Raw genomic sequence first — 23,157 nt, 5'->3', positions numbered from 1 at the left:
GGTCAGCGGAAGGTGCAGGAGATCGATTGATCTCTCGCGGAGGGCGACGGGAGGTACAGGCAGCTGTCCGGGGTGTTCGCAGACCGGAGAGAGAAGGGCGCCTGGCCGTCTCGTCGTCTCGTGTCTTCCCGCTGGACTGAGCTGAACTGGTGCTCCTGACGGATCCAAGAATGTCCCAACCACAAAATTTTAATCATTCGCTTTGTCAGCTGCAAGTTCGCCCGTCCTGGACGTCTGGCTGCATGCCGGGCGCGACGGCCGGGTGTTCAGTTACCGCAACCACCCCGACACACCCGCCCGGCGTGGAGACCTGGTGCGCGTGCAGCTGCGGGGCGCCAGCCACAGTGGGCTGGTGGTGGCCGAACGCCCCGCAGGATCCGGGCAGGAGATCGCCCGGCTCAGGACCATTGATGCCCTGCAGGAAGTCGGGGTGCTGCAGGAGGACTGGTGGCGCTGGCTGCAGGATGTGGCCCGGTTGTGTCACTGCAGCCTGTTCCGCACCCTGAGGGCGGCCCTCCCGCCTGGTTGGCTCGGCCGCGCCCGGCCGGCGGCCGGCGGAAGCGATGGTCGGCCGCGTCAGCCGCTGATGGTCCGTCTCTCCCCGGGCGGTCGGCAGCTGGCGGAGGGGGTTGGGCACCACGCGCTCACGGTCCGGCAGGGGCAGCTGGTCGCCCAGCTGTGGCGACACGGTGGTGGGCGCCCCCTGCGCCAGATCACAGCGGGCGACGGCTTCAGCCGTTCGGTCGTGCAGGCGCTCGAGCGGCGGGAGCTGGTGACGGTCCGTCCGCAAGACACCGCATCGGCCAGTGCAGCAGCGGCGGAGCAAGAGGCGGTGGACGCGGGAGCGTCCCTGCCGGAACTGACCGATGAGCAGCAGCGGGCGATGGAGAGCGTTCACGCCCTGGCCCCCGGAGAGGGCCTGCTGGTCTGGGGGGTGACGGGCTCAGGCAAGACCGAGCTCTACCTCCGCGCTGCGGCGGCGGTTCTGGCCCGTGGCGAGTCGGTGCTGATGCTCGCCCCCGAGATCGGCCTGGTGCCGCAGCTGCTCGATCGCTGCCGCCAGCGCTTCGGTTATCGGGTTCTCGAGTACCACAGCGGCTGCAGTCCCGCTCAGCGGGTGCGCACCTGGCAGCGCTGCCGCCGGCAGGTGCCGGACCGGCCCCTGCTGGTGGTCGGCACCCGCTCGGCCATCTTTCTGCCGCTGCCCCGTCCCGGCCTCATCGTGCTGGATGAGGAGCACGATCGCTCCTACAAGCAGGAGGCTCCGATGCCCTGCTACCACTGCCGGGAGCTGGCCCGCCTGCGCTGCCGCCGGAGCGGTGCCCGGCTGATCCTCGGCAGCGCGACACCGTCGCTGGAGAGCTGGCGGGACTGCCGCAGCGGCCGGGGTCTGCGGCTGGCGCGGCTGCGGCGGCGGGTGCACAGCCGGCCCCTGCCTCCCGTGCGCGTGGTGGACATGCGTCTCGAGCTCGCCGCCGGTCATCGGCGCCTGGTGAGCCGCGCCCTGAAGCAACGGCTGGAGCGCCTCCGGGAGGCGGGGAATCAGGCGGTGATCCTCGTGCCCAGACGGGGCTTCAGCAGTTTCGTGAGCTGCCGCAGCTGCGGAACGGCGGTGCAGTGTCCCCACTGCGATGTGAGCCTGACGGTCCATCGCCGCGCGGACGGTGCGGCCTGGCTGAGCTGCCACTGGTGCGGCCATCGCGAGCCCTGCCCCACCGCCTGCAGGGCCTGCGGGTCACGGGCGTTCAAGCCCTTCGGAGCCGGAACGCAGCGGGTGGTGCAGGAGCTCGGTGAGGACATCGAGGGACTGCGGCTGATGCGGTTCGATCGCGACACCACACGGGGCCGCGACGGCCACCGCCGCCTGCTCACCGCCTTTGCCTCCGGCGCAGCCGATGTGCTGGTCGGAACGCAGATGCTGGCCAAGGGCATGGATCTGCCCCGGGTGACGCTGGCCGTGGTCCTGGCGGCCGACGGACTGCTGCATCGGCCCGACCTCCGCTCGGGGGAGGAGTGTCTGCAGCTGCTGCTGCAGCTGGCGGGCCGGGCCGGCCGGGGTGAGCGTCCCGGTGAGGTGATCGTTCAGACCTACAGCCCCGACCATCCCGTGCTGCGGCACTTCGTCGAGGGGGCCTATGAGCCCTTTCTGGAGGAGGAGCTGAGCCATCGCCGCGCCGCCGGCCTGGTGCCCTTCGCCCGTGCCTGCCTGCTGCAGGTTCATGGCCTGGGTGCCACCGCCACGGCCACCGCTGCCACGGCCCTGGCGGAGGGGCTGGAGCCCTACTGGCGTGAGCGCGGCTGGCTGGCGATCGGTCCGGCCCCGGCCCCCGTTGCCCGCGTGGCGGGCCGCAGTCGCTGGCAGCTGCTGCTGCACGGGCCGGAAGCCGACCCCCTGCCGCTGCCGGCCGAGAGCGTGATGCGGGGGCTGATCGGATCGGGCATCGGGCTGACGATCAACCCGGACCCCCAGGAGCTCTGACCCCGGAGCGCCGGATTCAGGCGGGGAGACCCGGATAGCCCCCTCCGGCACGCAGCTGCAGCCGGCGCAGAGCCAGGCTGATTCCAAGAAGCGCGGCGATCACCAGACTGCCCAGCCCCAGTGGGCTCCAGCGCCAGCAGCGCCATTCGAGGGCGTTGATCTGGCCCAGCCGCAGCGGCCAGATCAACGCTGGGCCGTCCCAGGTGGGTGGATCTCCCTGCACCTGCCGGAGAGCGCGGAGCGGGAGCGGCTCCAGTCGTACGGAGGCATTGAAGCCGGGGAGCGGTCCGAGGGGTTCGAGGTCCAGCCGGATCCGCCCTCTCTGCACCACTCCGATCCACCAGTTGCGCTCCTCGATGGAAACCTCGGGCGGCGCCAGGACGACACCCAGGCGTTGGGCCGTCTGCTCCAGACTCCGCATCACCAGGGCCGTGGCCTCGGGCAGAGGCAGCACCGCCGAGTCCAGGCTCACGGACGTGCCACCGCCCCTCGCCCGATCCACGCTCGACCGGTGCGGCCGGCCTCCCCGCTCACTCCAGGCCTCCTGAACCGCTCGCTGCCAGGGAACCGTGGTCGGGGACGGAGCGATCAGCGTTTCCTGCACCCGCAGCCGACCCGGGCCCCCGAACTCGAGCGCCAGTTCCACTTCCGCGCAGCCGGAGAGCAGAACGGTCAGGGCCAGCAGCAGGGCCGCCACCAGTACGGCGAAGCCCACCGGCAGCCGCGTGGCTCCCACCGGTGGTGGCGGCGGCGGCGGTGGTGCGGGACGCCGCCGCCGCCGCACCGCACCGCCGCTGCCCTCGAGGCTGCCCACACCGGCCAGGTCCGGCAGCGACATCGACCAGGCCGCCGGGCGCTCCAGCGTCGGTGCCTCGAGGATCGCGACCAGCTCCCGCGCCCGCGCCCGCAGCCGTCGATCGCCGCAGCGGGCGATGAGCCGGACCTGCGCCAGCGCCTCGGCATTGCGCCCGAGACCCATCAGGGCCGTGCTCATCAGAAGCCGCACCTGGGTGCCCTCCATCCCGCTGACGGGGTGCCCGTCCGCCAGGACCTCCAGCGCACGCAGTGCCTGGCCGTAATCCCCGCGCTCGATCGCCTGCCGCGGCGGCGTCAGCTCCGGTATGGCCATGCCCGTGGATTCAGCTCGGAATGCGACGCCCCAGCAGCATCGTGCCGATCCCGGCGTCGGTGAACACCTCCAGCAGCAGGGCGTGAGGGACGCGCCCATCGATGATGTGAGCCGCGGCCACACCCTGGGCCAGAGCCCGGATGCAGCAGTGGGTCTTCGGGGTCATGCCCCCGCAGACCACCCCGGTGCTGATCAGATCCCGGGCACCCGCCAGATCGACCTGCCGGATCAGGGATGCCGGGTCGTCGCGATCCCGCAGGATGCCGGCGGTGTCGGTGAGGAGGATCAGCTTCTCCGCCTGCAGCGCCGCTGCCAGTTCGCCGGCGGCCGTGTCGGCATTGATGTTGTGGGCCCGCCCGTCCCGATCGGCCGCCACGCTGGAGATGACGGGGATGTAACCCCGCTCCAGCAGGGGCGCCAGCAGGTCGGGGTTCACCGCCGCCACATCGCCCACCAGCCCGTGGCTGCCCTCGTCGTAGGAACGGGCCTCGATCAGGGAGCCGTCGCTGCCGCAGAGGCCCACCGCCCGTCCGCCGAGGCGATTCAATCCGTTGACGATCTGCTTGTTGACACGGCCGACCAGCACCATCTCGACCACATCCATGGTGTCCGGCCCCGTCACACGCAGTCCGTTTCGGAACTCCGGTTCGATCTGGAGTCGGTTGAGCCAGTGGTTGATCTCCGGGCCGCCGCCGTGCACCACCACCACCCCGACGCCGACCGAGGCCAGCAGGACCACATCGCGGAACACCGCATCCCTCAGTTCGGCCCGGGCCATGGCCGCACCGCCGTACTTCACCACCACCCGCTTACCGGCGAAGCGCTGGATGTAGGGGAGCGCCTCGCTGAGAACGGAGACCCTCAGTGCCTCCGGGTCGGCGGCCTGGAGCGCCGCGCCGCGAGGGGATGGGACCACCATCAGGAGGGTGCCGTCTCCGGCTGCGGTTCAGCGGCGGCTGCGGTCGCAGGCACGAGATCGAGTTCCATCCGACTGCCGCCCAGCTCGCGCAGATCGGCCCGCAGACCCTTGCCGAAGAAGCGGCCCAGTCGCTCCTGTCGCTCGACCCAGCGGCTGTAGGGCACAGCGCCGAGGCGGAAGCGCAGCCTGAGTCCGTAGCCACCGTGGTCGATCTCCTCCACGCTTTCGAGCTGGGGGGGGTCGTCGTCATCCCACAGCTTGAGGGCCTCCAGGGACGACTCGAGATGGGCTTTCTGGCCATAGCGCCAGCGGGTCACATCGCCGAGCAGCTTCGGCAGTGCATCGGCCGGCTGGGTCTGCCGGAGAGCCTTCAGCGCCCCCGGGGGCGTGAGGCGGCGGGCCGGGGGCAGTTCGGATGACTTCAGGGCCAGCCCCCCGAGCAGCACCGGCACCCCGTAGAACACGCCGGCGAGGCTGAGGTTGGGGCTGTCGGTGGCGTAGGCGATCGAGCCGACCACGGTGAGGCTGGCACCGAGTACGGTCACCAGACTCCCTGGCGAGAACAGGGCATTCATGGGCCCATTCTCCGCCATGGGGGTGCCCCGTGTGTCCTCTCTGTACTCCCATCCGGCATCCCGTGACCTCTGCTCCCTCCCCAGACGTCGAGCCCGGAGTTGAGCCCGCCAGCGGGAACGCCCCCGCGGAGCTCAGCAACGCCGAGCTGCTGCGTCGTCTCTCCGACGACCGGTTGTGGCTGCTGCAGCAGATCGACCAGGGACGCTGGCCATCGCTGCGGCTCGACCTGGCGGCTCTGGAGCGGGAGCTGGGCCACCTGCTGGAACGCGCTGCCGACCGTCTGGACTGATCCGCAGCAACCTGCGCTTCAAAAGGGAATCTCGTCCTCGTCAGGCAGGGGGTCGTCCGGCACCAGGGGCGCGGCATTCCAGGTGGGGGCCGCCTCGGCTGGGGCGGGTGCCGGTGGACGCTGGCCGGGCCGCCCTGACGCCCCGGCGGCGGCTGGGGCCATCGGGGCCGGGGCGGACCCTCCGGCGCCGCGGCCGCTCAGGGGATGCAGCCGGGAGAGCGTCAGCTCGGCCCGTTTCTCACGCATGCCATCGCTGCGGGTGAGGGTGGACATCCGCAGCCGCCCCTCCACCAGCAGACGCTGCCCCACCTGCACCCTGTTCTGCAGATCCTGGGCCAGGTTGCCCCAGCCGACCACCTTGAGACGGCCGGGGGGATCGTCCGGCCTGAGACCGTCGAAGGAGACCGTCATCTCCCCGATCGGGGTCTGATTGTCCTGGGTGAAACGCACCTGGGGTGCCTCCAGCACCGTCACCTCCAGCAGGGTGTGGTTCAAGCGGAGCGGCAGCGATTGCCTCCATCCTGGGGCACGGATCGACACCGCTGATGGGCAGGCTGTGGATGCTGGCGGGCACCGGCGACGGCCCTCCCCTGGCCGCTGCACTGCTGGCCCGGGGCTGGCGCATTCAGCTCAGCGTGGTCAGTGCCAGCGCCGCGGAGGCCTACCCCCGCATGAGGCGCTGGCGCTGCGGGTGGGCCCGCTGAAAGGAGCCGGGGCCGTGGTCCGGGAGCTGCGGCAGGCCCGGGCAACCGGCGATCCGTTCAGCTGGGTCATCGACGCCACCCATCCCTTCGCCACCACCGTGAGGGGGCAGCTGCTGGAGGCCTGCAGCGCGGAGGCCCAGCCCCTGATCCGTCTGCTTCGCCGCGACGGCGGCATGGCGGTCGCCTCCGGGACCGAATCGGCCGCGCCCATGCTGCGCCTGAAGCAGATGCAGGATCTGGTCGAGGTGGATCTGCGCCGCCGCCGGCTGCTCCTGGCCATCGGCAGCCGGCACCTGGCCGCACTGGTTCCGCTGCTTCCCGGTGCCGTCCTTCATGCCCGGGTGCTGCCGGAGCCGCGTGCCATCCGGCTGGCCCTCGCCGCGGGGATCCGGGCCGGGCGGCTGGCCTGTCTGCGCCCCGGGCCCCTCGCCACGGGCGGCCTCCCCGGGGCGGTGGAGGCCGGACTGTGCCGCCGCTGGGGCATCGAGGCTGTGCTGTTCCGCGCCTCCGGGGGAGCCAATGAAGAGAGCTGGCACCGCATCGCCCGGGCGGGCGGGCTCACCCGGCTGATTCTCGAAGCGCCTGCTGCTCCCCCCGTGCCCCGCGGGCTCACCCATCACCGGCTCACCGCACCGGCCCTGCTGCAATGGCTGGGCAGGCCCGGTGACCGCTGACGATGTCCTCCGCCCCCCAGACACCTCCGGCGAGTCCTGAAGCCAATGCTCTGCCGGAGCCAGGAGAGGCACCGCTCGCCGTGGCCCTGGTGCTCGCCACCGAGCGCGACGCCCCCTCCGCGCGCCGCCTGGCCGAGGCTCTGCTGGAGCGGAATCTGGTGGGCTGCGTCAGCTGGAGCCCGGTCACGTCGCTCTACCGCTGGCAGAGCTCACTCGAGCTCGGTGAAGAGGTGCAGTTGCTCCTCAAGACCTCTCCCCGGCAGCTCCCGGCCCTTGCCCGGGCCCTGGATGAACTGCACAGCTACGAGACACCGGAGTGGATTCACTGGATCGGCTCCAGCGGCGGTGCCTATGGCCAGTGGCTGATGGAGGGACTCAGAAGCCGAGGTGCTGACGCACCAGCTCCCGCAGGGGACGCTGGCAGCGGGGGCCCAGCTGGGTGACCACCTGCCCGGCGCAGAGGGATCCCACATGGCCGCAGCGCTCCAGCGGCTCATCGCGGCAGTAGGCCCAGAGAAAGCCGCCGGCGTAGAGATCCCCGGCGCCGGTGGTGTCCACCAGGGGACCGAGGCTGTAGGCCGGGATCGAGACCACCGCATCGGCCGTGGCCACCAGAGACCCCTGATCGCTGCGGGTCAGAGCCGCGATGCGGCAGCGGCCGCGCACCTGGTCGAGGGCATCCTCGAACCGGTCGCAGCGGTAGAGGGCGGTGATCTCGGATTCGTTGGCGAAGAGCAGATCCACATGGCCGTCCACCAGCTCGAGGAAGCTGTCGCGATGCCGCTCCACACAGAATCCGTCCGAGAGGGAGAGGGCCACCTCACCCCCCTGCTGACGCATCACCTCGGCCGCGGTGATGAAGGCCCGCTTGGCCTCCGGGCTGTCCCACAGATACCCCTCCAGGTAGAGCACCCGCGCCCGACGCAGCAGCGCCAGATTCAGATCGTCCGGATCCAGCTGCACGGAGGCCCCGAGATAGGTGGCCATGGTGCGCTGGGCATCGGGCGTGACCAGGATCAGGCAGCGGGCGGTCGGCGGGCCGGAGGCTGCCGGGGGTGTCTCGAAGCGGGCCCCGGTGGCGCGGATGTCATGGCTGAAGATGCGCCCGAGCTGGTCATCGCGCACCCGTCCGATGAAACCGGCCCGGCCGCCGAGCTGGGCCAGTCCGGCGAGGGTGTTGGCCGCGGAACCGCCGGAGGTCTCGAGGCCGGGGCCGCTGGCGCCGTAGAGGCGCTCGGCCTGCTCAAGGTCCACCAGCGTCATGGCTCCCTTGCTGAGGCCCTGCTGCTCGAGGAAGCCGTCCTCGGCCTGAACGAGCACATCGACGATGGCATTGCCGATGCCCACCACGTCGAGAGTGTCGCCGGCCGCAGAGGCTGCGGGGGCTGTGGTGGATCCGGTCATCGAGGCAGGGTTGGCTGGTGGATCAGAGACTGAGCAGGGCCCGCTTGGGTCCGTGGATGGGATCCTCCACCACGATGGTCTGATCCCGGTTCGCCCCGAGTGAGACGATTGCGATCGGAACCTCCATCAGCTCAGCCAGGAAGCGGAGGTAGGCCATCGCGGTGTCGGGCAGCTCCTCCAGCCGTCGGCAGTCGGCTGTGGAGCACTGCCATCCGGGCAGCGTCTCGAACACGGGCCGGCATCGGGCGAAGTCGTCGGCACTGCCGGGAAAGGATTCGATCCGGCGCCCATCCAGCTCGTAGGCCACGCAGACCTGGATCTCGCTGAGCTCGTCGAGAACGTCCAGCTTGGTGATCGCCAGGCAGTCCAGACCATTCACCTCGACCGCGTAGCGGCCGATCACGCCATCGAACCAGCCGCAGCGGCGTCGCCGGCCCGTCGTGGTGCCGAATTCGCCGCCGCGGTCGCAGAGATGGTCATTGAGACTTCCCTGAAGCTCGGTCGGGAAGGGGCCTTCCCCGACCCGTGTCGTGTAGGCCTTGGCCACACCGATCACCCGGTCGATGAGGGTGGGCCCGACACCGGCACCCACACAGGCCCCCCCCGAGACGGGGTTGGAGGACGTGACGTAGGGATAGGTGCCGTGGTCGAGGTCGAGCAGGGTTCCCTGAGCACCCTCGAAGAGAATGTTCTTGCGGTTGCGGGCGGCGTCATGAACGGCCCGGGTTCCGTCCACCACGTGGGGAGCTAGACGGCGCCCGTAGCCGGCGTATTCCTCCACAACCGCCTCGAGGTCGAGCGGCTCGAGGCCGAAGACCGATGTGAGCAGATCGTTCTTCTCGGCGAGGGGGTCCTGGAGCCGGTCCCGCAGCCGATCCGGATCCATCAGGTCGATGACCCGGATGCCGCTGCGCTGGGATTTGTCGGCATAGGTGGGCCCGATCCCACGTCCGGTGGTTCCGATGCGTCGCTCGCCCCGACGCTCCTCCATCGCCCGGTCGAGCAGGCGGTGGTAAGGCATGGTCACGTGCGCCGTCGAGGCCACCTGCAGCCCGGAGATATCAATCCCGTTCTCGAGCAGCATGTCGAGCTCCCGCAGCATCACACCGGGATCGATCACCGTGCCGGCTCCGATCAGGCAGATGGTGTCGGGATAGAGAATCCCGGACGGGATCAGGTGCAGCTTGAGCACCTTGTCGTCCACGACAATGGTGTGGCCGGCGTTCACACCGCCCTGATAGCGGACGACCACATCGGCCGAACGACTCAGCAGATCGGTGATCTTTCCCTTGCCTTCGTCACCCCACTGAGCGCCGATGACCACAACATTGGCCAATGAGTCCGCGGCTCTCAGCCGCCAGTCGCACAATCCACCATCTTCTTCCAGGCGCCTGCCAGCTGTCAAGCAATCAGGCAGGAATGATGCCCTCAGCTCAGCTCGCCGCTGCAACGAATGCAGCGGCGCCGCATCACTCAGGCACCGCGCGTCGCCGAGGTCTCGGCCTTCTTGAGCTCACGCTCCAGGCGAGTGCGCAGCGTGTCGGGCAGTGGACGGTTCGCGTAGGAGGCGTAGTGGCCGGCGAGGGAGTTCAGGGCCGTCTGCATCGTGGTGAAGGAGCTCCGTCCGTTGATCGATGGCTGGGGCCGATAGCGCGAGATGTAATCGTTGATCAGAGCCTTGGCTTCGGTCTCCGCCGCGCCCCGGGCGGGATCATCCTGATCGAGGGCGATGGTGGCCATCAGCTGATCGGCCACAGCGATCGTGTCATCCACGTAGGAGCCGCTCAGCAGTGAGCTCGTGGAACAGGCGCCCAGCGCGAGGGTCAGGCAGAGGCACAGCGTCAGCGCAAGGGCGCGGCAACGATGCAGCAGCGAGGACATGGACCCTGAACGGTTGGGCCGGACTCTACGGGTCGCCGGCTGGGCAGCGACCCAGGCGAACACGATCCACAAGCAGAGCAATCGCCTCGGAGGAGTCGAGCTCCCGGCTCTCGCGGGTGCGTCGTTCCACCAGTTCGACCCTGTCCTGCGCTGCACCGCGCCCCACGACCACGCGCCATGGAATGCCGATCAGATCCGCATCCTTGAACTTGACGCCGGCGCGTTCGCGGCGATCGTCCAGCAGAGCATCGATGCCGGCCTCGCGAAGCCTGGCGTACATCGCCTCCGCCAGGGCCAGCTGAGTCTCATCCGCGGCATTGGCGATCACCACAATGGCCTCGTAGGGGGCGATGGGCAGAGGCCAGCAGATGCCCTGGTCATCGTGGTGCTGCTCCACGGCCGCCTGGGCCAGACGCGACACTCCGATGCCGTAGCAGCCCATCCAGAGGGACTCCTCCGCTCCGGTCTCGCTGCTGAAGCGGGCGGCGAGAGCATCGGAGTACTTGCGACCCAGCTGGAAGATGTGACCCACCTCGATGCCGCGGCTGGCCTGCAGCAGCATGGCCGGGTCGTGGCAGCAGCGGTCTCCGGGCAGAGCCGAGCGCAGGTCCACAGCCGTGCCCATGCCCGGCAGCCGCTCCCAGCTCACACCGCTGCGGTGCCGATCCTCGAGATTCGCCCCGCAAATGAAGCTGGGCAGATCGGCTGCCGTGGCATCGAGCAGGCGTTCAAAGCGTGGCTGCCAGGTCCGGGCCCCCCCAAGCACGTCGTCGGGCAGGTCGGGTCCCAGGAAGCCCCAGGCCATCGCGCCCAGTCCCTGCGCCGACCAGCCGGCGGCGTCGATCGGGCTCACATCGAGCACGGAGCCTGCCGCCGCGGGCAGACGTTCACTCAGCACATTGGAGAGCTTGGCCATGTTCAGCTGCTGATCGCCCCGGATCGCCACCAGGACGGGTTGCGGGGCGGCGTCGGACAGGCGGGCAACCAGCAGCAGCACCTTCACGATCTGACTGGGATGCAGACCGTGGGCCGCGCACAAGTCGTCGATGCTGGACTGCCCGGGGGTCGCCATCAGCTCAGGGGCCTCACCCGAGCCCGAGGCAGGCGCGGGCAGTGGCACCGCGGCGGCCGCCAGGGACACGGCCCGCTCCTGGTTGGCGGCGTAGCGGCCGTCGGCGCTGGTGAGGATCAGGTCCTCGCCTGCCTCGGCCGTGACCATGAATTCGCGCGAGGCGGCGCCACCGATGGCGCCGCTATCGGCCTCGACGCCGAGAACATCGAGACCACAGCGCCGGAAGATGCGGCGGTAGGCGCCATCCATCCGGTCGTACATCTCAGCCAGATCGGTTGAATCGGCGTGGAAGGAATAGGCATCCTTCATGATGAATTCCCTCGACCGCATCAAGCCGAAGCGCGGTCTGATCTCGTCTCTGAATTTCGTCTGGATCTGATAGATCGAAACCGGTAGCTGGCGGTAGGAGCGCAGCAGTTCTGCCGCCAGGGTGGTCACCACCTCCTCGTGGGTGGGACCGAGACCGAAACAGCGGTCCTGTCTGTCGCGCAGGTGAAACATGATGCCTTCACCGTCGGTGTAGGCCGACCAGCGCCCGCTCCTCTGCCAGATCTCGGCGGGCTGAAGCTGCGGCAGCAGGGTCTCAAGGGCCCCCAGGGCCTCCATCTCCTCGCGGATCACCGCCGAGATCCTGTTGAGCACGCGCCAGAGCAGGGGCAGGTAGGCGTACACACCCGACGCGAGGCGGCGCATGTAGCCGGCCCGGAGCAGGAGGCGGTGGGAGGTGAGTTCCGCCTCGGCAGGCACATCCCGCAGCGTCACCAGCATCAGGCGGGAGACGCGCATTGCAGAAGCTTCTCAAAAGCGGACGTTATCACCGGCGCGACCGGCTTCAGAGAGTGGATCGATCCGGTGGACGCGCCGCCTTTGATGGACGATCAGGCAAGTTTCACAGCCATCCGCCTCAGAGCTGGCGAGGCCATTTCTGACTGCTACTGTCGGCCAATCGCAAGCGTCTCAGGCTCGGTCTCATGCCTCCATCCTCCACCCCCTCCGGCACGGTGGTCGCCTGGTCCGCAGCAAAGAGTGACCAGCCCGGTGACCCGATGGCCGCGGTGGAGGCAGCAGGCCAGGCCCCTGCTGATGCCATCGCGGCAGAGCCCTGCCTGGTCGGAATCGAGGACGTGCAGAAGTGCCTGAACCGTTCCAGGGCCTCGGTCTACCGTTACACCAACACTGACACCCGATCACTCAATCCACCCTTCAATCCCCGCAAGCTCAATCCCGAGTTTCGCAGCGATCAGAAGGATCCGCTCCTGTTTCATCCCAACGAAGTGGCCCGTTTCGCCAGGGATGTGCTCCGGATCAAGGAAGTCACTGTTGAGGTGCTGAATTCACCCTCCACCGCCACGCAACAGATCCTCTCATCGATTCTCGACGAGCTTCGCCTGATCCGCTCTCAGCTTGAGGGTGGTCCGAGCGAGCTGGCGCTGCGGCGCGAGCACCAGCAACACGGCCAGAGTCGGCCGGCCGCCTGAGCCGTTCGCCCCTAGGCTTCATCCACACCTGAATCCAGCCACGACGCTGGCTGTGGACGTCTGTCCATCTCCATGACAACCGAGTCGCGCCCGGGCCCCGGGAGTGTCCTCACACCATTCGCCGGCCCGAGCCCCATCTCTCCGGGCCCACAACCGAGGGATGTCCCCAGTGGCCCGCTCGTGCGCCTCGTGGGCTGGAGCATCGCCCTCCTCGCTCTGGCCCTCCCCCTGGGCGGAATCCTCAGCAACCGCGAGCCGGGCCGGGCCGTGACAGCCGACGCTCTGGATCGTCCAATGGCGGCATCCGTAGGATCGCAGGATGGATCTCAGGCATCTGGAACCGTCGCCGGCGCCCGGTCTGCTCAATCTCATCGTTGAGATTCCGGCCGGTAGCCGCAACAAGTACGAGTACAGCGAATCCGCGGGCGTGATGGCCCTCGACCGGGTGCTGCATTCCGCGGTCCGATACCCCTTCGACTACGGCTTCGTGCCGAACACCCTGGCCGAGGACGGCTCGCCCCTCGACGCGATGGTGATGATGGAGGAGCCGACCTTCGCCGGCTGTCTGATCCGGGCCAGACCGATCGGCGTGCTCGACATGATCGACTGCGGCGCGTATGACGGCAAGCTGCTCTGCGTTCCCGAGGCGGACCCGAGGCAGCGGAACATCCGCAGCATCCAGCAGCTGGCACCCAACCAGCTGGAGGACGTGGCCGAATTCTTCCGCACCTACAAAAGCCTCGGGGGCCGGGTGACCACCATCAACGGCTGGCGCGACGCAGCGGCCGTTCCGGGCCTGCTGGAGCGTTGCGTGGCCGCTTACCGCAACCGATGCGGGACGGCGGACCGGCGCGACCCGGCGGCCGAGCCGTCACCGGTGTGATCTCTGATCCGGATGCAGGGAGGAATACCCGGCACAGCTTGTAGCGTGGGGCCGCTGCGTCAGTCGTCCGCCACCCCATGCCCACCATCCGCTTTGAAAACGAAGGCCAGCAGGTCGGCTGCATCGAAGGGGCCAATCTGCGCCGGGCCACCATGGATGCCGGCCTCAATCCCTACAGGGGTCTGAACAACTTCAACAATTGCGGTGGACTGGGCCAGTGCGGCAGCTGCGTGATGGAGATCAGTGAGGGGGCTCAGAACCTCTCACCCCGCACCGACATCGAGAAGATCTATCTGGCTGACCGGCCCGCCAACTACCGCCTCTCCTGCCAGGCCAGCGTCACCGGTGATGTGACCGTGCGCACGCGCCCCAGCAACGCGGTCGGGACAGGCTCCAACAGCGTCGTCGGCGCCATCAAGTCCGTCTTCGGGATCTCCTGAAGCGACACCCGACCTCTCTCAGCCCAGCGGTGCCATGGAGTTCTACGGCTACACCCGTTGCTCCACCTGCCGGAAAGCGCTCGCCTGGCTGAGGGAGCGGGGGCTGGAGCCGCGTCAGCACGACATCACCGTCACGCCTCCCTCCGCCGAACGGATCAGCGGGGTTCTCGCAGCCTCAGGGGGTAAACGCACCGGTCTGCTCAACATCAGCGGCATGAGCTACCGGGCGCTTGGAGCCGATGCCGTGAAAGCGATGACGGATGACCAGCTGATCGCTGCTCTGCTGGCCGACGGACGGCTTCTGCGGCGGCCGTTCCTGGTGCTGGACGACGGACGGGTGCTGACGGGCTTCCGGCCGGATCAGTGGCAGGCGGCGCTGGAGGGCGTTCAGCCGGCCGACTCCTGATCGCGCGGACCAGGCTCGGTGAAGCTGAGGTCGTCGAGCTCGGCCATGAGGTTGTCGATGCCGGACCGGCTCATCTGAGCGATGTAGGTCAGTTTCAACTCCTCCAGGAAGGAGCCGAGCAGATCCTGGCTTCGCTCCAGCACCGGCCCCTGCTCCAGGGCCGAGGCGAGCTCCTCCCAGAAGCGATCGCCGAACTGCTGCAGCAGATCCTCCTGCTTCCGGTCGAGGAGGCGCATCTGATCCGCCGCGGAACGGCCCAGATCCAACAGGCTCTCCACGATCCCTTCAGCCAGCCGGCGGCTCAGGCTGCTCTCGACCCGCAGCAACGGAGCCACATCCCGCAGCCCTGGCGGGACGACGCTGCCGCTGAAACTCCGCTGCAACGCATAGCCCACCACAGCCTCCATCTCCGGCGCCAGCCGCGGACCGACCCTGGTGAGGATCAGCGGCGTCCAGAGGCGCAGCAGCTCCACGAGTTCCTGCTCCTCATTGATGGCCACCGTCTGGTGACTGCACATGCGGCGGATCCGCTGGGGCCAGATCGGCGATCGCACCAGCTGCTGCACCCCATCCAGCAACTGCAGGGCGAGCACTTCGAACAGCTCGAGTGCCAGCAGGGCCACCACAGCACGGCTGACGGCAGCCCGCAGCGGCTCGAGGTTGACCATGCGGCTGGAACTGAGGCGCTCCAGGACCGGAACGACCCGAAGCAGCCTCCAGGCCGGCAGGAAGAGAGGCAGATCAATCCAGCGGCGCAGCAGGGCATCCCGCCAGGACAGTCCCGGCAGCTGGCGCCTCAGCCGCCAGGCCCGCAGCAGGACATCGAGAAGGAACACCGACTGGAACAGCAGCAGATCGATGGCCCAGAAGCGATCCGTGGGTTGGCCGCTCTCATCGATCGAGCGCCAGTAGTTGATCGCCACCAGAGGGATCAGCTCGTCGTTCCAGAAGCGGCGTTCCTCCTGCCAGCCCTGTCCCTCCAGGCGCCCATCGGCAAGGAGTGCTGCGGCCGAGTCCTTGGCGGAATCCAGGCCGGCGCGATCGCGTAGCCGGTTCTTGAATTTCTCCAGGGTGCCGGCGTTGCCGGAGACGAGGAACGGGTTCTCGTCGATCATGCGATCGGTCAGCTGCAGCTGCCGATCGCGGAGTCGGCGGGCGCGCTCCGTGCTGATCCCCTCCTCGAGCAACGACCGATCCATCTCCTCGAAGGCGGCGATGTAGGCCGTGGTGTCCCGATGGGGCTCGATCCCCTTGACCGGGTCGTACCAGGGCGTCACATCCGGGAGAAACGGCATCGGAATGGACAGAGGCACCGATGGCAGCGGGTACAGATTCCGTTGCAGCCAGAACGCGCGCAGGGGCACGTAACTGAGATCGAACAGCACCAGAGCGAAGTTCAGCGCGGCCCAGCTGGCCACAGCCCTGTCCCACCAGAACCAGCGGCGCATACTGCGCGGCCTGAGGGACTGCCAGCGGGGACGAACCATCCGGGACGCCTGCGGACACTGCAGGCCAAGGGCGCCCCTATGGTGAAGCCCCGATTGCTGGGCTGCACCACCCTTGAGCCGACAGGCCCCGAGCGACGCACCTCATCCCTCGGATCCACCACCAGCGAGCCGCCGCAATGCCCTGCTGGACTTCTGGGGTCCGGTGCTGGTCACACTCGCCCTTTACATGGGCATCCGACAGTTTCTCGCTGAGGCCCGCTTCATTCCCTCGGGCTCCATGCTGCCCGGCCTTCAGGTTCAGGACCGCCTGCTGGTGGAGAAGCTCAGCCTGAGGGGGCGTGCGCCGAAGCGCGGGGAAATCGTGGTGTTCCACTCCCCCTATTCCTTCGATCCCGCTCTGCGGAGCGAACCCGAACCGGGCCGGCTTCGCTGCCTGCTGGCCAACCTGCCTCTGATCAGCTCCGTGCCGGGGCTGCACCACCCCGCCTGCGATGCCTACATCAAACGGGTGGTGGCCGTGTCCGGCGATCGGGTGAGTGTCGACCCCAGAGGTGAGGTGCGCATCAATGGTGAGCGGCTCGAGGAGCCCTACGTCTCCAACTTCTGTCCGGTGACAGCGGAGGGGGTCGGTCCCTGCCGCACGCTGGAGGCCGTCGTTCCCGACGAGCACGTTCTCACGCTAGGGGACAACCGTGGCAACAGCTGGGACGGACGCTTCTGGCCCGGCGGTGCCTTTCTTCCCAACGATCAGATCATCGGGCGGGCCGTGTGGCGGTTCTGGCCGCTCAACAGGGCCGGCTCGCTGCTGATCAGGGATCCCCTGCCCCAAGGCGCTCAGGCACAACCCTGAGGCCTCCGGCCAGCCCGCAGCCCACCACGCGGCCCAGCAGGGGCTGATCCAGCAGGGGCTGGTTCGCCGCCAGACAGCTGTCCGGGTCCTGCTGCCGCGGAATCCAGCGGTGGGCCGGGTCGAACAGCAGCCAGCGATTGCTGCCCTCCAGCAGCTGCTCCGGTTCACGCCCGATCAGGGCGGAAGGTCCCCAGCTGAGGGCCTGCCAGAGCTCGCTCACGCTCCAGCCGCGCTGCCGCACCAGCGCCTCCCAGAGCATGGGCAGAACGAAGCGATGGCCCGCCAGCCCGGGACGCCTCTGATCGGGGGGCAGGCCCTGCTCCTCGGCATCGAGCGGTTCATGGCTGACGGCCACGGCTGTGATGACCCCCCGGCGCAGCGCATCGATCAGGGCCTGCCGGTCCCCGGGACCGCCGAGGGAGGGAACGAGCGTCCAGCCTTCATCCGCCGGGGCCAGCAGGGAGGTGTCCCGCACCAGGGACCACCAGTGCGCCGTGGCCGCGCGGCAGTGGCCGGCCTCGACGGCGGGGGCCAGCAGGGTGACGCCGGCCTGAGTGGAGAGGTGCATCGGCACCAGCCGGCGGGACGGATGCACCTCCGCCAGGGTGAGCAGGGTCCGGAGCGGCAGCAGCTCGCTCACGGCGGGGTCGGTGGGCCAGCCGGCCCGGATCGACTCGATCCCCTCACGCACGAAACCGCCGGCGGAGAGAGAGGGATCGCGGGGGGCGAGCAACAGCGGTGCCTCACCCATCTCGCCCAGCAGGAGCCCCCGGTCGAGCAGGGCCGGATCCGGCAGAACGAGATCGTCCGCCAGACCCACCACACCGGCGCCGAGCAGGTCCCGGTGCGGCGCCAGATCCCTGCCGGCGCCATCGAGGGAGAACCCCCCCCAGCAGTGGAGCCGCACCGGGTGCTCGTGGTGCTGCAGCAAGCGATCGGGACGATCCCGCCAGGACGCCGCCCGCGGCAGCAGCCCCACCTGGCCGTACCCCGCCGCTGCGGCGGACCGGAGCAGCGAATCGAGGGTCTCCTCCACGCCATCGCGCGGACGCTCGAGCACGCTGTGGGGGTCGACAAGACAGGGGGCCAGCAGACAACCCGCCGCAGGGCGAGGCGCCAGACCCATGCGCCGGCCCTGCTCTGCAGCCCCTTCGCCCAGGGCCACGAGGCGTTCACCCTCCAGCAGCACATCCTCCGGCTCCGGCGAGCGGTGAGGATCGCGGAGCACGCTGACTCCGCGCAGCAGCACGCTCTCCGGCACGCCGGCGTCAGAGCGCACCGGCAGCGGTGCGATCGAGCACCCCGCCGAGGTGGGCGGTGATGTTCAGAGCCGTGACCACGCCCACCCCCTCGGAACCCTGTGGGTAGTCGATCACGCTGACGCCACCGTTGCCCTGCTTGATCGACCAGATGGCCGCGGGCGTCATGCCCAGGAGCTCGCAGAGGATGGTCTTGTTCACCGCGTCGTGAGCCACCACAAGCACGGTCTCGCCGGGCACCAGGGCCGCCACGATCTCTCTCCAGCAGGCCACGGCCCGGTCGGACACCTGCTGAATCGTTTCCCCTTCCGGCATCGTTACTGTCTCCGGCGCCCGCTTCCAGGCATCGAGCAGATCGGGCCAGTCCGCCCGGATCTCCTCCTCCAGTCGCCCCTCCCACAGACCATGGCCGATCTCCCGCAGGCCATCGGTGAGGCTCAGGTGCACGGCAGGGTGGTTTCTGAGAATGATCTCAGCGGTCTCGCGTGGCCGCGACATGCGGCTGCTCCAGGCACGCTGCAGGGACACCCCCTCCAGGCAGGAGCGGGCGGCGTCGGCCTGCTCACGGCCCCGGTCGTTCAGCGGGATGTCGATCTGCCCCTGGAACCGGCCCTCCCGGTTCCAGTCGGTCTCGCCGTGACGCACGAGGAGAAGGCGGAGCCCCTCGGGCGGACGCTCCAGCCAGCCGTCACCCAGGTGGGTCGTGCCATTCACCGATTCGAGCTGCACACTGTGGCGCTCGCAGAAGCGGAGAGCCGCAGCGGGTGCAGCGCCGGAATCCGGACCGGCCAGCGCGGCCACGTTCACCACGGAGATGGAGGCGTTGTCGAGGCGGAGGCTGCGGAGGCTGGAGAGGTCTCGCCCCAGCATCGCCAGCAGCATCACCTTGAGAATCATGTTGTGGGCCACCACCACCACGGTGCGGTCCGCGCCGCGGGCAGGGTGACGGGCCACGAGGGCGGCCAGAGCCCGCTCCGCCTGCGCCATCAGCTCCTGCAGCGGGAAGTAGGGCGTGCCATCGGCCCGTTCCAGCTGCAGCACCGAGGGATCGCGCCGCCAGGTGGCCCACGCCTCGGGATGGTTCTCCTGCAGGTCGGCCGCCGTGGAGCCGCTCCACGGACCGAGGTCCACCTCCAGCAGATCGTCCGACCAGGTGATCCCCTCCTCAATCCCGGCCAGGGAGGCGGCGACCGACCGGGCGGTCTCCGCCGCGCGTTTGAGAGGAGAGGCCCAGAGCGCCTCAACGCTCAGCCCCTCAAGGGCCTGCCCGGCCCGGCGGGCCTGCCCCCGCCCCTCGTCGGTGAGGGTGGAGAGATCGTCCCGTCCCTGGATGCGCCGTTCGACGTTGAAGGTGCTGAGGCCGTGTCGGATCAGGATCAGACGCAGAGTCAAGGGGCCGGCGGAGGGGGTCGTCATCGTATGGGGGACCCCGCGGCCAGAATCAGCGCCGACGACCCGCCCGGGGCCACCGCCATCACCAGTCCCACCACCGCGTCGGAGCGCGACGCCACCTGGAAGCAGGTGCTCGCCCTGCTCAGCCTCAGCCTCAGCCTCCTGCTCTGGACGAACGGCCTGCTGGACAGCCTGCAGCGGCCATCGGTCAGCCCTGCCCTCGATCGGCGCCAGCTGGAACTGGCCGTGCTCGCCGCTCCGGCCCTGGAGGGGTCGGTCGGTTCGGCCGTGGTGGGTTCCGATCCGCAAGAGAGGCTGCTGGAGGCCCTCCTGGACGACCCGGCCAGTCTTCAGAGCGGGCGTGAGCGGGTGCTTCTGGAGCTTCTGGCGCGACGCACCGGCCGCTCTCTGCCTCCGTCCCTGCCCGAGCTTCCCAGCGGTGACCCGGGCCCGGCCGGTGCCCTGGCCCGGGCCCTGAGCGACCCGACTCCCGACGCGGCATCGCTTCCGGACGGGTCCGGCGCGGAGGACCCCCTGCTCGCCCGCCTCAGCTGCCAGGTGCTGGGGGCAGCTGCCCCGGAGGACTGCGTCGCTGCCGGTGAGGCGCGGGCGGCTGCCGTGAAGCTGGCGATGGTCAGCGTGCTGCCCCTGCTGCTGCTGCTGGGCGGGCTGGGGCTGATCGCCAGGCTGGCCTGGTGCCGGTGGCGTAGGTCACTCCCCCCGGAGCCGCCTCTGCGGGGCCCGGACCTGACGCTTGTGGACGTGACCCTTCTGATCGCCGGAGGATTCGTCGTTCTGGGTGAGACCGTGGTGCCGCTGCTGGCGCTGCCGCTGGCTCAGGCGGTCACCACGGCTCTCGGCCTGGAGCCTCCCCGCTCGGAGGCCCTGGGGGTGGTGCTCCTCTACAGCAGCCTGATGGCCCTGCCCCTGATGATCCTGGCGCTCATGCTGCGGGGACGGCCCCCGATCGAGGGGGGCCTGCTGCAGTGGCGCTGGAGACCGCTGGGCTCGGGGCTGCGACTGGCCGGCGGCGGCGTGCTGATGGTGCTTCCCCTGGTGAGCCTGGCCGGCTGGCTGGCCCAGCGCTGGTTCGGCGAGGGTGGGGGCAGCAACCCTCTGCTTGAGGTCGTGCTCGGGAGTCGGGACGGGCTCTCGCTGTTCTGCCTCGCCTTCACGGCCACCGTGCTGGCGCCGTGGTTCGAGGAACTGCTGTTCCGCGGCGTGCTGCTTCCGGTTCTCGTCCGCCGCCAGAGCCGACTGCTGGGGCTCGTGGGGAGTGCGCTGGTGTTCGCAGCAGCCCACCTCAGCCTGGGGGAGCTGCTGCCGCTACTGGTGCTCGGCTTCGCTCTGGGCTGGCTGCGGCTCTCCAGCGGACGCCTGGCCCCCTGCGTGTTGATGCACGCCCTCTGGAACGGCTTCACCTTCGCCAATCTGATCGTGCTGGGTGGCTGACCGGACCGGCCCCTGCGCACCCGATCGCCCTTGAAGCGGACCGATGCACATGGTTCACTTGCGCAGCGAGGCAGGACCATGGCCGCGAGTCGTCAGTTCCGGGAGGACCCCGGCCATCGCAGCGCCAGCAGCGGCACCCGTGCTCTCGCCCTGATTCAGGGCTCCCTCTCCGGTGCCCGGGTCGATCGCCGTTCACCCTGGCTGGCCGGCCTGCACCGGCTGGTGGACGGCAGCCTCATCGGCGTGGGAGCGGCCGTGCTGATCCTGGCCGGCCTGACCCTGCACTGGCAGCACCGCTGGAGCCGCGGTTTCGAGGCTCTGGAAACCGCCCAGCTGCTGGAGCATCGCCTCAGGGAGGCCACCGCCACCCTGGAGCGGGCCTACACCGGCCCCACCAGCCGACCGCCGCAGATGGTGGCCACCAGCACCGCCAACCTGATGTATCTGCCCCGGCCGGCGGAACAGGCGCCCGAGCCCGAGCCCGGCTTCGCCATGGCGGAGATGCCCGATCTGGGCGCTCTCGCCCAGCGACCCGTCCGTTCCGGCTACTGAGCCGTCCGAGCCCCGCATGACGGTCGGTCTGTCCCGAGCTCAGCGTCCCCGGTCCGGCGGTCGCGTTCTGCAGCTGAAACCCGTGCCGGGCGGGCGCCTGATCGCGGTGTACACCCTGATGGCTCTCGGGCTGGTCGGCCTGGGTGTGCGACTGGCCTGGCTCCAGCTCCGGCAGGCCGACAGCCTCGAGGAACGGGCCCGTTCCATCCAGACGCAGACCACCGAGCCCCTCGGCCAGCGGCGCTCCATCGTCGATCGCAGCGGCCGACTGGTGGCGCTCGACGAGCAGCGCTACACCCTCTGGGCTCACCCCTACTACTTCAGCTTCGCCGGCGATGACCCGGGGGGACGGCGCAGCACTGAGGAGGTGGCCGCACGGCTGGCCGAGGTTCTCGCAGAGCCGGCCGAGGCGCTGATCGCGGAAATGGGAGAGCAGCCCACCGGCATCCGGCTCGCCACCGATCTCACGCCGGAACGGGCCGACGCCATCCGCCGCCTCGGCATCAGCGGGCTCGACCTGGAGGCCTACGCCCAGCGCGTCTATCCCCAGGGGCCGCTGTTCGCCAATGTGGTTGGCTTCCTCAATCTCAACCGGGATCCCCAGGCCGGTCTCGAACAGAGCCGGGATGGGGATCTCAGGCGCCACGAGCTGACCCGCCGGGTGCGGCGCGGCGCGGATGGCACGCCCCTGCCCGCCGCCATGGCCCCCGGCACCCTCTGGAGCGACGATCTTCAGCTTCAACTCACCCTGGACGCGCGCCTGCAGGAGCTCACTGCCAAGGCCCTGGCGGCCCAGGTGAGCAAGTGGAAGGCCAAGCGCGGCGCGGCGATGGTGATGGATGTGAACAGCGGCGCGCTGCTGGCCCTCACCTCCACGCCCACCTACGACCCGAACCGGTTCTGGGAGTTCGAGACGGCCCTGTTCCGGGAATGGTCGGTGCAGGACCTCTACGAACCCGGCTCCACCTTCAAGCCGATCAACCTCGCCATCGCGCTGCAGGAGCAAGCGATCGATCCGAACGGGACGGTCAACGACACCGGTCTGCTCCAGATCGGCGGATGGCCCATCTACAACCACGACCGGCAGGGCAACGGCGTGATCGACTACCCGACCGTGCTTCAGGTCTCCAGCAACGTGGCGATGGTGAAGGCCATGAACCGGATGGAGCCGGCCCTCTTCTGGAGCTGGCTCGACCGTCTCGGCATCGATGAGCGGCCCGACACCGACCTGCCGGGCGCCGCCGCGGGCTGGCTCAAGACCCGCACCCAGTTCGTGGATCAGCCGATCGAACCGGCGACCGCGGCCTTCGGCCAGGGCCTGTCCATGACCCCGCTCAAGCTGGCCCAGCTCCACGCCATGCTGGCCAACGGCGGTCGTCTGGTGAGCCCCCACATCACCCGGGGGCTGCGCGCCGGTGATGGGCTGGCTCCCAGCGATGCCCCCGACGGTGTTCAGGTGCTGGATCCCTCCGTGACGGCGACGGTGATGGACTGGCTGGAGACGGTGGTGGACAAGGGCAGCGGCAAGGGCGTGAAGATCCCCGGCTACCGCATCGGTGGCAAGACCGGCACCGCCCAGAAGGCAGAGAACGGCCGCTACATCCCCGGTGCCCGCATCACCAGCTTCGTGGCCCACCTGCCCATCGATGATCCCCGCTACGTGGTGCTGGTGGTGGTGGACGAACCCCAGGGCGGCAATGCCTACGGGTCCACCGTGGCGGTGCCTGTGGCCCGCAGCATCATCGAGGCCCTGCTGGTGCTCGAGAAGATCCCCCCGAGCTCGGGGGCTCCGGCCAGCCCGGCCGGCTGAAGCGAGCATTTGCGCGGCCACGCACAGAGCGGCGGTCAGCGCAGCCGCGATGGCTACGTT

General features: G+C 69.5%; 24 protein-coding genes. 13 read left to right on the top strand and 11 right to left on the bottom strand.

The window, feature by feature from the left end:
* Positions 1-202 precede the first annotated feature (202 nt).
* On the top strand, positions 203-2,479 hold the full coding sequence (gene priA, locus EVJ50_RS03130) for a primosomal protein N' (protein WP_150882321.1): 2,277 nt from the start codon (positions 203-205) through the stop codon (positions 2,477-2,479).
* Between the two features lie 16 nt (positions 2,480-2,495).
* Here the strand turns inward: priA and EVJ50_RS03125 are convergent, their stop codons facing one another.
* Genes EVJ50_RS03125 through EVJ50_RS03115 form a run of 3 tightly spaced genes read right to left on the bottom strand, consistent with a single transcriptional unit; the run spans position 2,496 to position 5,102 of the window.
* Positions 2,496-3,608 carry a DUF3153 domain-containing protein gene (locus tag EVJ50_RS03125; protein WP_191964849.1) on the bottom strand — a complete coding sequence of 371 codons (1,113 nt, stop codon included), beginning with the start codon at positions 3,606-3,608 and terminating at the stop codon, positions 2,496-2,498.
* A 10-nt stretch (positions 3,609-3,618) separates the two neighbouring features.
* Entirely contained in the window at positions 3,619-4,527 is a 909-nt protein-coding gene (gene argB, locus EVJ50_RS03120) for an acetylglutamate kinase (protein ID WP_150882319.1), read from the bottom strand.
* Positions 4,527-5,102, bottom strand: coding sequence for a DUF2854 domain-containing protein (locus EVJ50_RS03115; RefSeq protein WP_150882318.1), 576 nt, complete (start codon positions 5,100-5,102; stop codon positions 4,527-4,529). Before EVJ50_RS03115 ends, argB begins: the two co-directional genes overlap by 1 nt.
* 62 nt (positions 5,103-5,164) lie before the next feature.
* Here EVJ50_RS03115 and EVJ50_RS03110 point away from each other — a divergent pair, with 62 nt between their 5' ends.
* Complete coding sequence (locus tag EVJ50_RS03110; RefSeq protein WP_150882317.1) at positions 5,165-5,392, top strand: hypothetical protein; 228 nt, start codon at positions 5,165-5,167, stop codon at positions 5,390-5,392.
* A gap of 18 nt (positions 5,393-5,410) precedes the next feature.
* Here the strand turns inward: EVJ50_RS03110 and EVJ50_RS03105 are convergent, their stop codons facing one another.
* Positions 5,411-5,887, bottom strand: coding sequence for a single-stranded DNA-binding protein (locus EVJ50_RS03105; protein WP_150882316.1), 477 nt, complete (start codon positions 5,885-5,887; stop codon positions 5,411-5,413).
* 50 nt (positions 5,888-5,937) lie between these two features.
* Between EVJ50_RS03105 and EVJ50_RS14490 the strand changes: the two genes are divergently transcribed.
* From EVJ50_RS14490 to cutA, 3 genes are read left to right on the top strand one after another with little or no spacing between them, the layout of a single operon-like run.
* Entirely contained in the window at positions 5,938-6,096 is a 159-nt protein-coding gene (locus EVJ50_RS14490) for a hypothetical protein (protein ID WP_191964848.1), read from the top strand.
* Positions 6,084-6,770, top strand: coding sequence for a precorrin-6A/cobalt-precorrin-6A reductase (locus EVJ50_RS03100; RefSeq protein ID WP_191964847.1), 687 nt, complete (start codon positions 6,084-6,086; stop codon positions 6,768-6,770). The genes EVJ50_RS14490 and EVJ50_RS03100 overlap by 13 nt, the downstream gene beginning before the upstream one ends.
* A 2-nt stretch (positions 6,771-6,772) precedes the next feature.
* Entirely contained in the window at positions 6,773-7,213 is a 441-nt protein-coding gene (gene cutA, locus EVJ50_RS03095) for a divalent-cation tolerance protein CutA (protein ID WP_150882314.1), read from the top strand.
* Here the strand turns inward: cutA and EVJ50_RS03090 are convergent.
* The 4 genes from EVJ50_RS03090 to EVJ50_RS03075 all read right to left on the bottom strand — a co-directional run bounded on the left by EVJ50_RS03090 (position 7,146) and on the right by EVJ50_RS03075 (position 11,913).
* A complete protein-coding gene (locus EVJ50_RS03090) occupies positions 7,146-8,174 on the bottom strand; it encodes an adenosine kinase (protein ID WP_150882313.1) in 1,029 nt (342 codons plus the stop codon). The two genes, cutA and EVJ50_RS03090, sit on opposite strands and share 68 nt — an antisense overlap.
* A gap of 22 nt (positions 8,175-8,196) precedes the next feature.
* On the bottom strand, positions 8,197-9,510 hold the full coding sequence (locus tag EVJ50_RS03085) for an adenylosuccinate synthase (protein WP_150882312.1): 1,314 nt from the start codon (positions 9,508-9,510) through the stop codon (positions 8,197-8,199).
* Positions 9,511-9,647: 137 nt separating this feature from the next.
* On the bottom strand, positions 9,648-10,055 hold the full coding sequence (gene psb27, locus EVJ50_RS03080; protein ID WP_150882311.1) for a photosystem II protein Psb27: 408 nt from the start codon (positions 10,053-10,055) through the stop codon (positions 9,648-9,650).
* Positions 10,056-10,080: 25 nt separating this feature from the next.
* Positions 10,081-11,913, bottom strand: coding sequence for a proline--tRNA ligase (locus tag EVJ50_RS03075; RefSeq protein WP_150882310.1), 1,833 nt, complete (start codon positions 11,911-11,913; stop codon positions 10,081-10,083).
* A 260-nt stretch (positions 11,914-12,173) separates the two neighbouring features.
* Here EVJ50_RS03075 and EVJ50_RS03070 point away from each other — a divergent pair, with 260 nt between their 5' ends.
* From EVJ50_RS03070 to EVJ50_RS03055, 4 genes are all read left to right on the top strand, one after another.
* A complete protein-coding gene (locus EVJ50_RS03070) occupies positions 12,174-12,605 on the top strand; it encodes a resolvase (protein WP_150884812.1) in 432 nt (143 codons plus the stop codon).
* A gap of 319 nt (positions 12,606-12,924) precedes the next feature.
* Positions 12,925-13,488 (top strand): inorganic diphosphatase, encoded by a 564-nt coding sequence (locus EVJ50_RS03065; RefSeq protein ID WP_150882309.1) that lies wholly within the window; start codon positions 12,925-12,927, stop codon positions 13,486-13,488.
* Positions 13,489-13,565: 77 nt separating this feature from the next.
* Positions 13,566-13,928, top strand: coding sequence for a 2Fe-2S iron-sulfur cluster-binding protein (locus tag EVJ50_RS03060; protein ID WP_150882308.1), 363 nt, complete (start codon positions 13,566-13,568; stop codon positions 13,926-13,928).
* Between the two features lie 34 nt (positions 13,929-13,962).
* Positions 13,963-14,334, top strand: coding sequence for an arsenate reductase family protein (locus tag EVJ50_RS03055; protein ID WP_150882307.1), 372 nt, complete (start codon positions 13,963-13,965; stop codon positions 14,332-14,334).
* On the opposite strand, the gene EVJ50_RS03050 is transcribed toward EVJ50_RS03055, so the two are convergent.
* Complete coding sequence (locus EVJ50_RS03050) at positions 14,316-15,821, bottom strand: hypothetical protein (RefSeq protein WP_150882306.1); 1,506 nt, start codon at positions 15,819-15,821, stop codon at positions 14,316-14,318. The two genes, EVJ50_RS03055 and EVJ50_RS03050, sit on opposite strands and share 19 nt — an antisense overlap.
* 73 nt (positions 15,822-15,894) lie before the next feature.
* On the opposite strand from EVJ50_RS03050, the gene lepB reads away from it, so the two are divergent.
* Positions 15,895-16,632, top strand: a complete 738-nt coding sequence (gene lepB / locus EVJ50_RS03045; RefSeq protein WP_370455574.1) for a signal peptidase I — start codon at positions 15,895-15,897, stop codon at positions 16,630-16,632.
* Here the strand turns inward: lepB and EVJ50_RS03040 are convergent.
* Together EVJ50_RS03040 and EVJ50_RS03035 are read right to left on the bottom strand one after the other, a co-directional pair.
* Complete coding sequence (locus EVJ50_RS03040) at positions 16,592-17,911, bottom strand: dihydroorotase (protein WP_225323050.1); 1,320 nt, start codon at positions 17,909-17,911, stop codon at positions 16,592-16,594. The genes lepB and EVJ50_RS03040 overlap by 41 nt on opposite strands.
* Positions 17,901-19,283 (bottom strand): histidine phosphatase family protein, encoded by a 1,383-nt coding sequence (locus EVJ50_RS03035; RefSeq protein ID WP_225323145.1) that lies wholly within the window; start codon positions 19,281-19,283, stop codon positions 17,901-17,903. Before EVJ50_RS03035 ends, EVJ50_RS03040 begins: the two co-directional genes overlap by 11 nt.
* A 27-nt stretch (positions 19,284-19,310) precedes the next feature.
* On the opposite strand from EVJ50_RS03035, the gene EVJ50_RS03030 reads away from it, so the two are divergent.
* The 3 genes from EVJ50_RS03030 to EVJ50_RS03020 all read left to right on the top strand — a co-directional run bounded on the left by EVJ50_RS03030 (position 19,311) and on the right by EVJ50_RS03020 (position 23,097).
* Complete coding sequence (locus EVJ50_RS03030; protein ID WP_150882304.1) at positions 19,311-20,735, top strand: type II CAAX endopeptidase family protein; 1,425 nt, start codon at positions 19,311-19,313, stop codon at positions 20,733-20,735.
* Between the two features lie 78 nt (positions 20,736-20,813).
* Entirely contained in the window at positions 20,814-21,287 is a 474-nt protein-coding gene (locus EVJ50_RS03025; RefSeq protein WP_150882303.1) for a hypothetical protein, read from the top strand.
* 16 nt (positions 21,288-21,303) lie between these two features.
* A complete protein-coding gene (locus EVJ50_RS03020) occupies positions 21,304-23,097 on the top strand; it encodes a penicillin-binding protein 2 (RefSeq protein ID WP_150882302.1) in 1,794 nt (597 codons plus the stop codon).
* The last annotated feature ends 60 nt before the right edge of the window (positions 23,098-23,157 follow it).

Origin of the sequence: Synechococcus sp. RSCCF101 (genome assembly GCF_008807075.1) — a bacterium.
Classification (GTDB): domain Bacteria; phylum Cyanobacteriota; class Cyanobacteriia; order PCC-6307; family Cyanobiaceae; genus RSCCF101.
This window is presented reverse-complemented; position numbering and strand designations above follow the sequence as displayed.

Excerpts from the sequence above, each read along its gene's own strand:
- EVJ50_RS03115 (WP_150882318.1), bottom strand. The coding sequence starts at position 5,102 with ATGAATGCCCTGTTCTCGCCAGGGAGTCTGGTGACCGTACTCGGTGCC.
- psb27 (WP_150882311.1), bottom strand. The coding sequence starts at position 10,055 with ATGTCCTCGCTGCTGCATCGTTGCCGCGCCCTTGCGCTGACGCTGTGC.
- EVJ50_RS03020 (WP_150882302.1), top strand. The coding sequence starts at position 21,304 with ATGACGGTCGGTCTGTCCCGAGCTCAGCGTCCCCGGTCCGGCGGTCGC.
- EVJ50_RS03090 (WP_150882313.1), bottom strand. The coding sequence starts at position 8,174 with ATGACCGGATCCACCACAGCCCCCGCAGCCTCTGCGGCCGGCGACACT.
- EVJ50_RS03075 (WP_150882310.1), bottom strand. The coding sequence starts at position 11,913 with ATGCGCGTCTCCCGCCTGATGCTGGTGACGCTGCGGGATGTGCCTGCC.
- EVJ50_RS14490 (WP_191964848.1), top strand. The coding sequence starts at position 5,938 with ATGGGCAGGCTGTGGATGCTGGCGGGCACCGGCGACGGCCCTCCCCTG.
- EVJ50_RS03125 (WP_191964849.1), bottom strand. The coding sequence starts at position 3,608 with ATGGCCATACCGGAGCTGACGCCGCCGCGGCAGGCGATCGAGCGCGGG.
- EVJ50_RS03030 (WP_150882304.1), top strand. The coding sequence starts at position 19,311 with ATGGGGGACCCCGCGGCCAGAATCAGCGCCGACGACCCGCCCGGGGCC.
- EVJ50_RS03060 (WP_150882308.1), top strand. The coding sequence starts at position 13,566 with ATGCCCACCATCCGCTTTGAAAACGAAGGCCAGCAGGTCGGCTGCATC.
- EVJ50_RS03065 (WP_150882309.1), top strand. The coding sequence starts at position 12,925 with ATGGATCTCAGGCATCTGGAACCGTCGCCGGCGCCCGGTCTGCTCAAT.
- EVJ50_RS03055 (WP_150882307.1), top strand. The coding sequence starts at position 13,963 with ATGGAGTTCTACGGCTACACCCGTTGCTCCACCTGCCGGAAAGCGCTC.
- EVJ50_RS03050 (WP_150882306.1), bottom strand. The coding sequence starts at position 15,821 with ATGGTTCGTCCCCGCTGGCAGTCCCTCAGGCCGCGCAGTATGCGCCGC.
- argB (WP_150882319.1), bottom strand. The coding sequence starts at position 4,527 with ATGGTGGTCCCATCCCCTCGCGGCGCGGCGCTCCAGGCCGCCGACCCG.
- EVJ50_RS03070 (WP_150884812.1), top strand. The coding sequence starts at position 12,174 with ATGGCCGCGGTGGAGGCAGCAGGCCAGGCCCCTGCTGATGCCATCGCG.
- cutA (WP_150882314.1), top strand. The coding sequence starts at position 6,773 with ATGTCCTCCGCCCCCCAGACACCTCCGGCGAGTCCTGAAGCCAATGCT.
- EVJ50_RS03025 (WP_150882303.1), top strand. The coding sequence starts at position 20,814 with ATGGCCGCGAGTCGTCAGTTCCGGGAGGACCCCGGCCATCGCAGCGCC.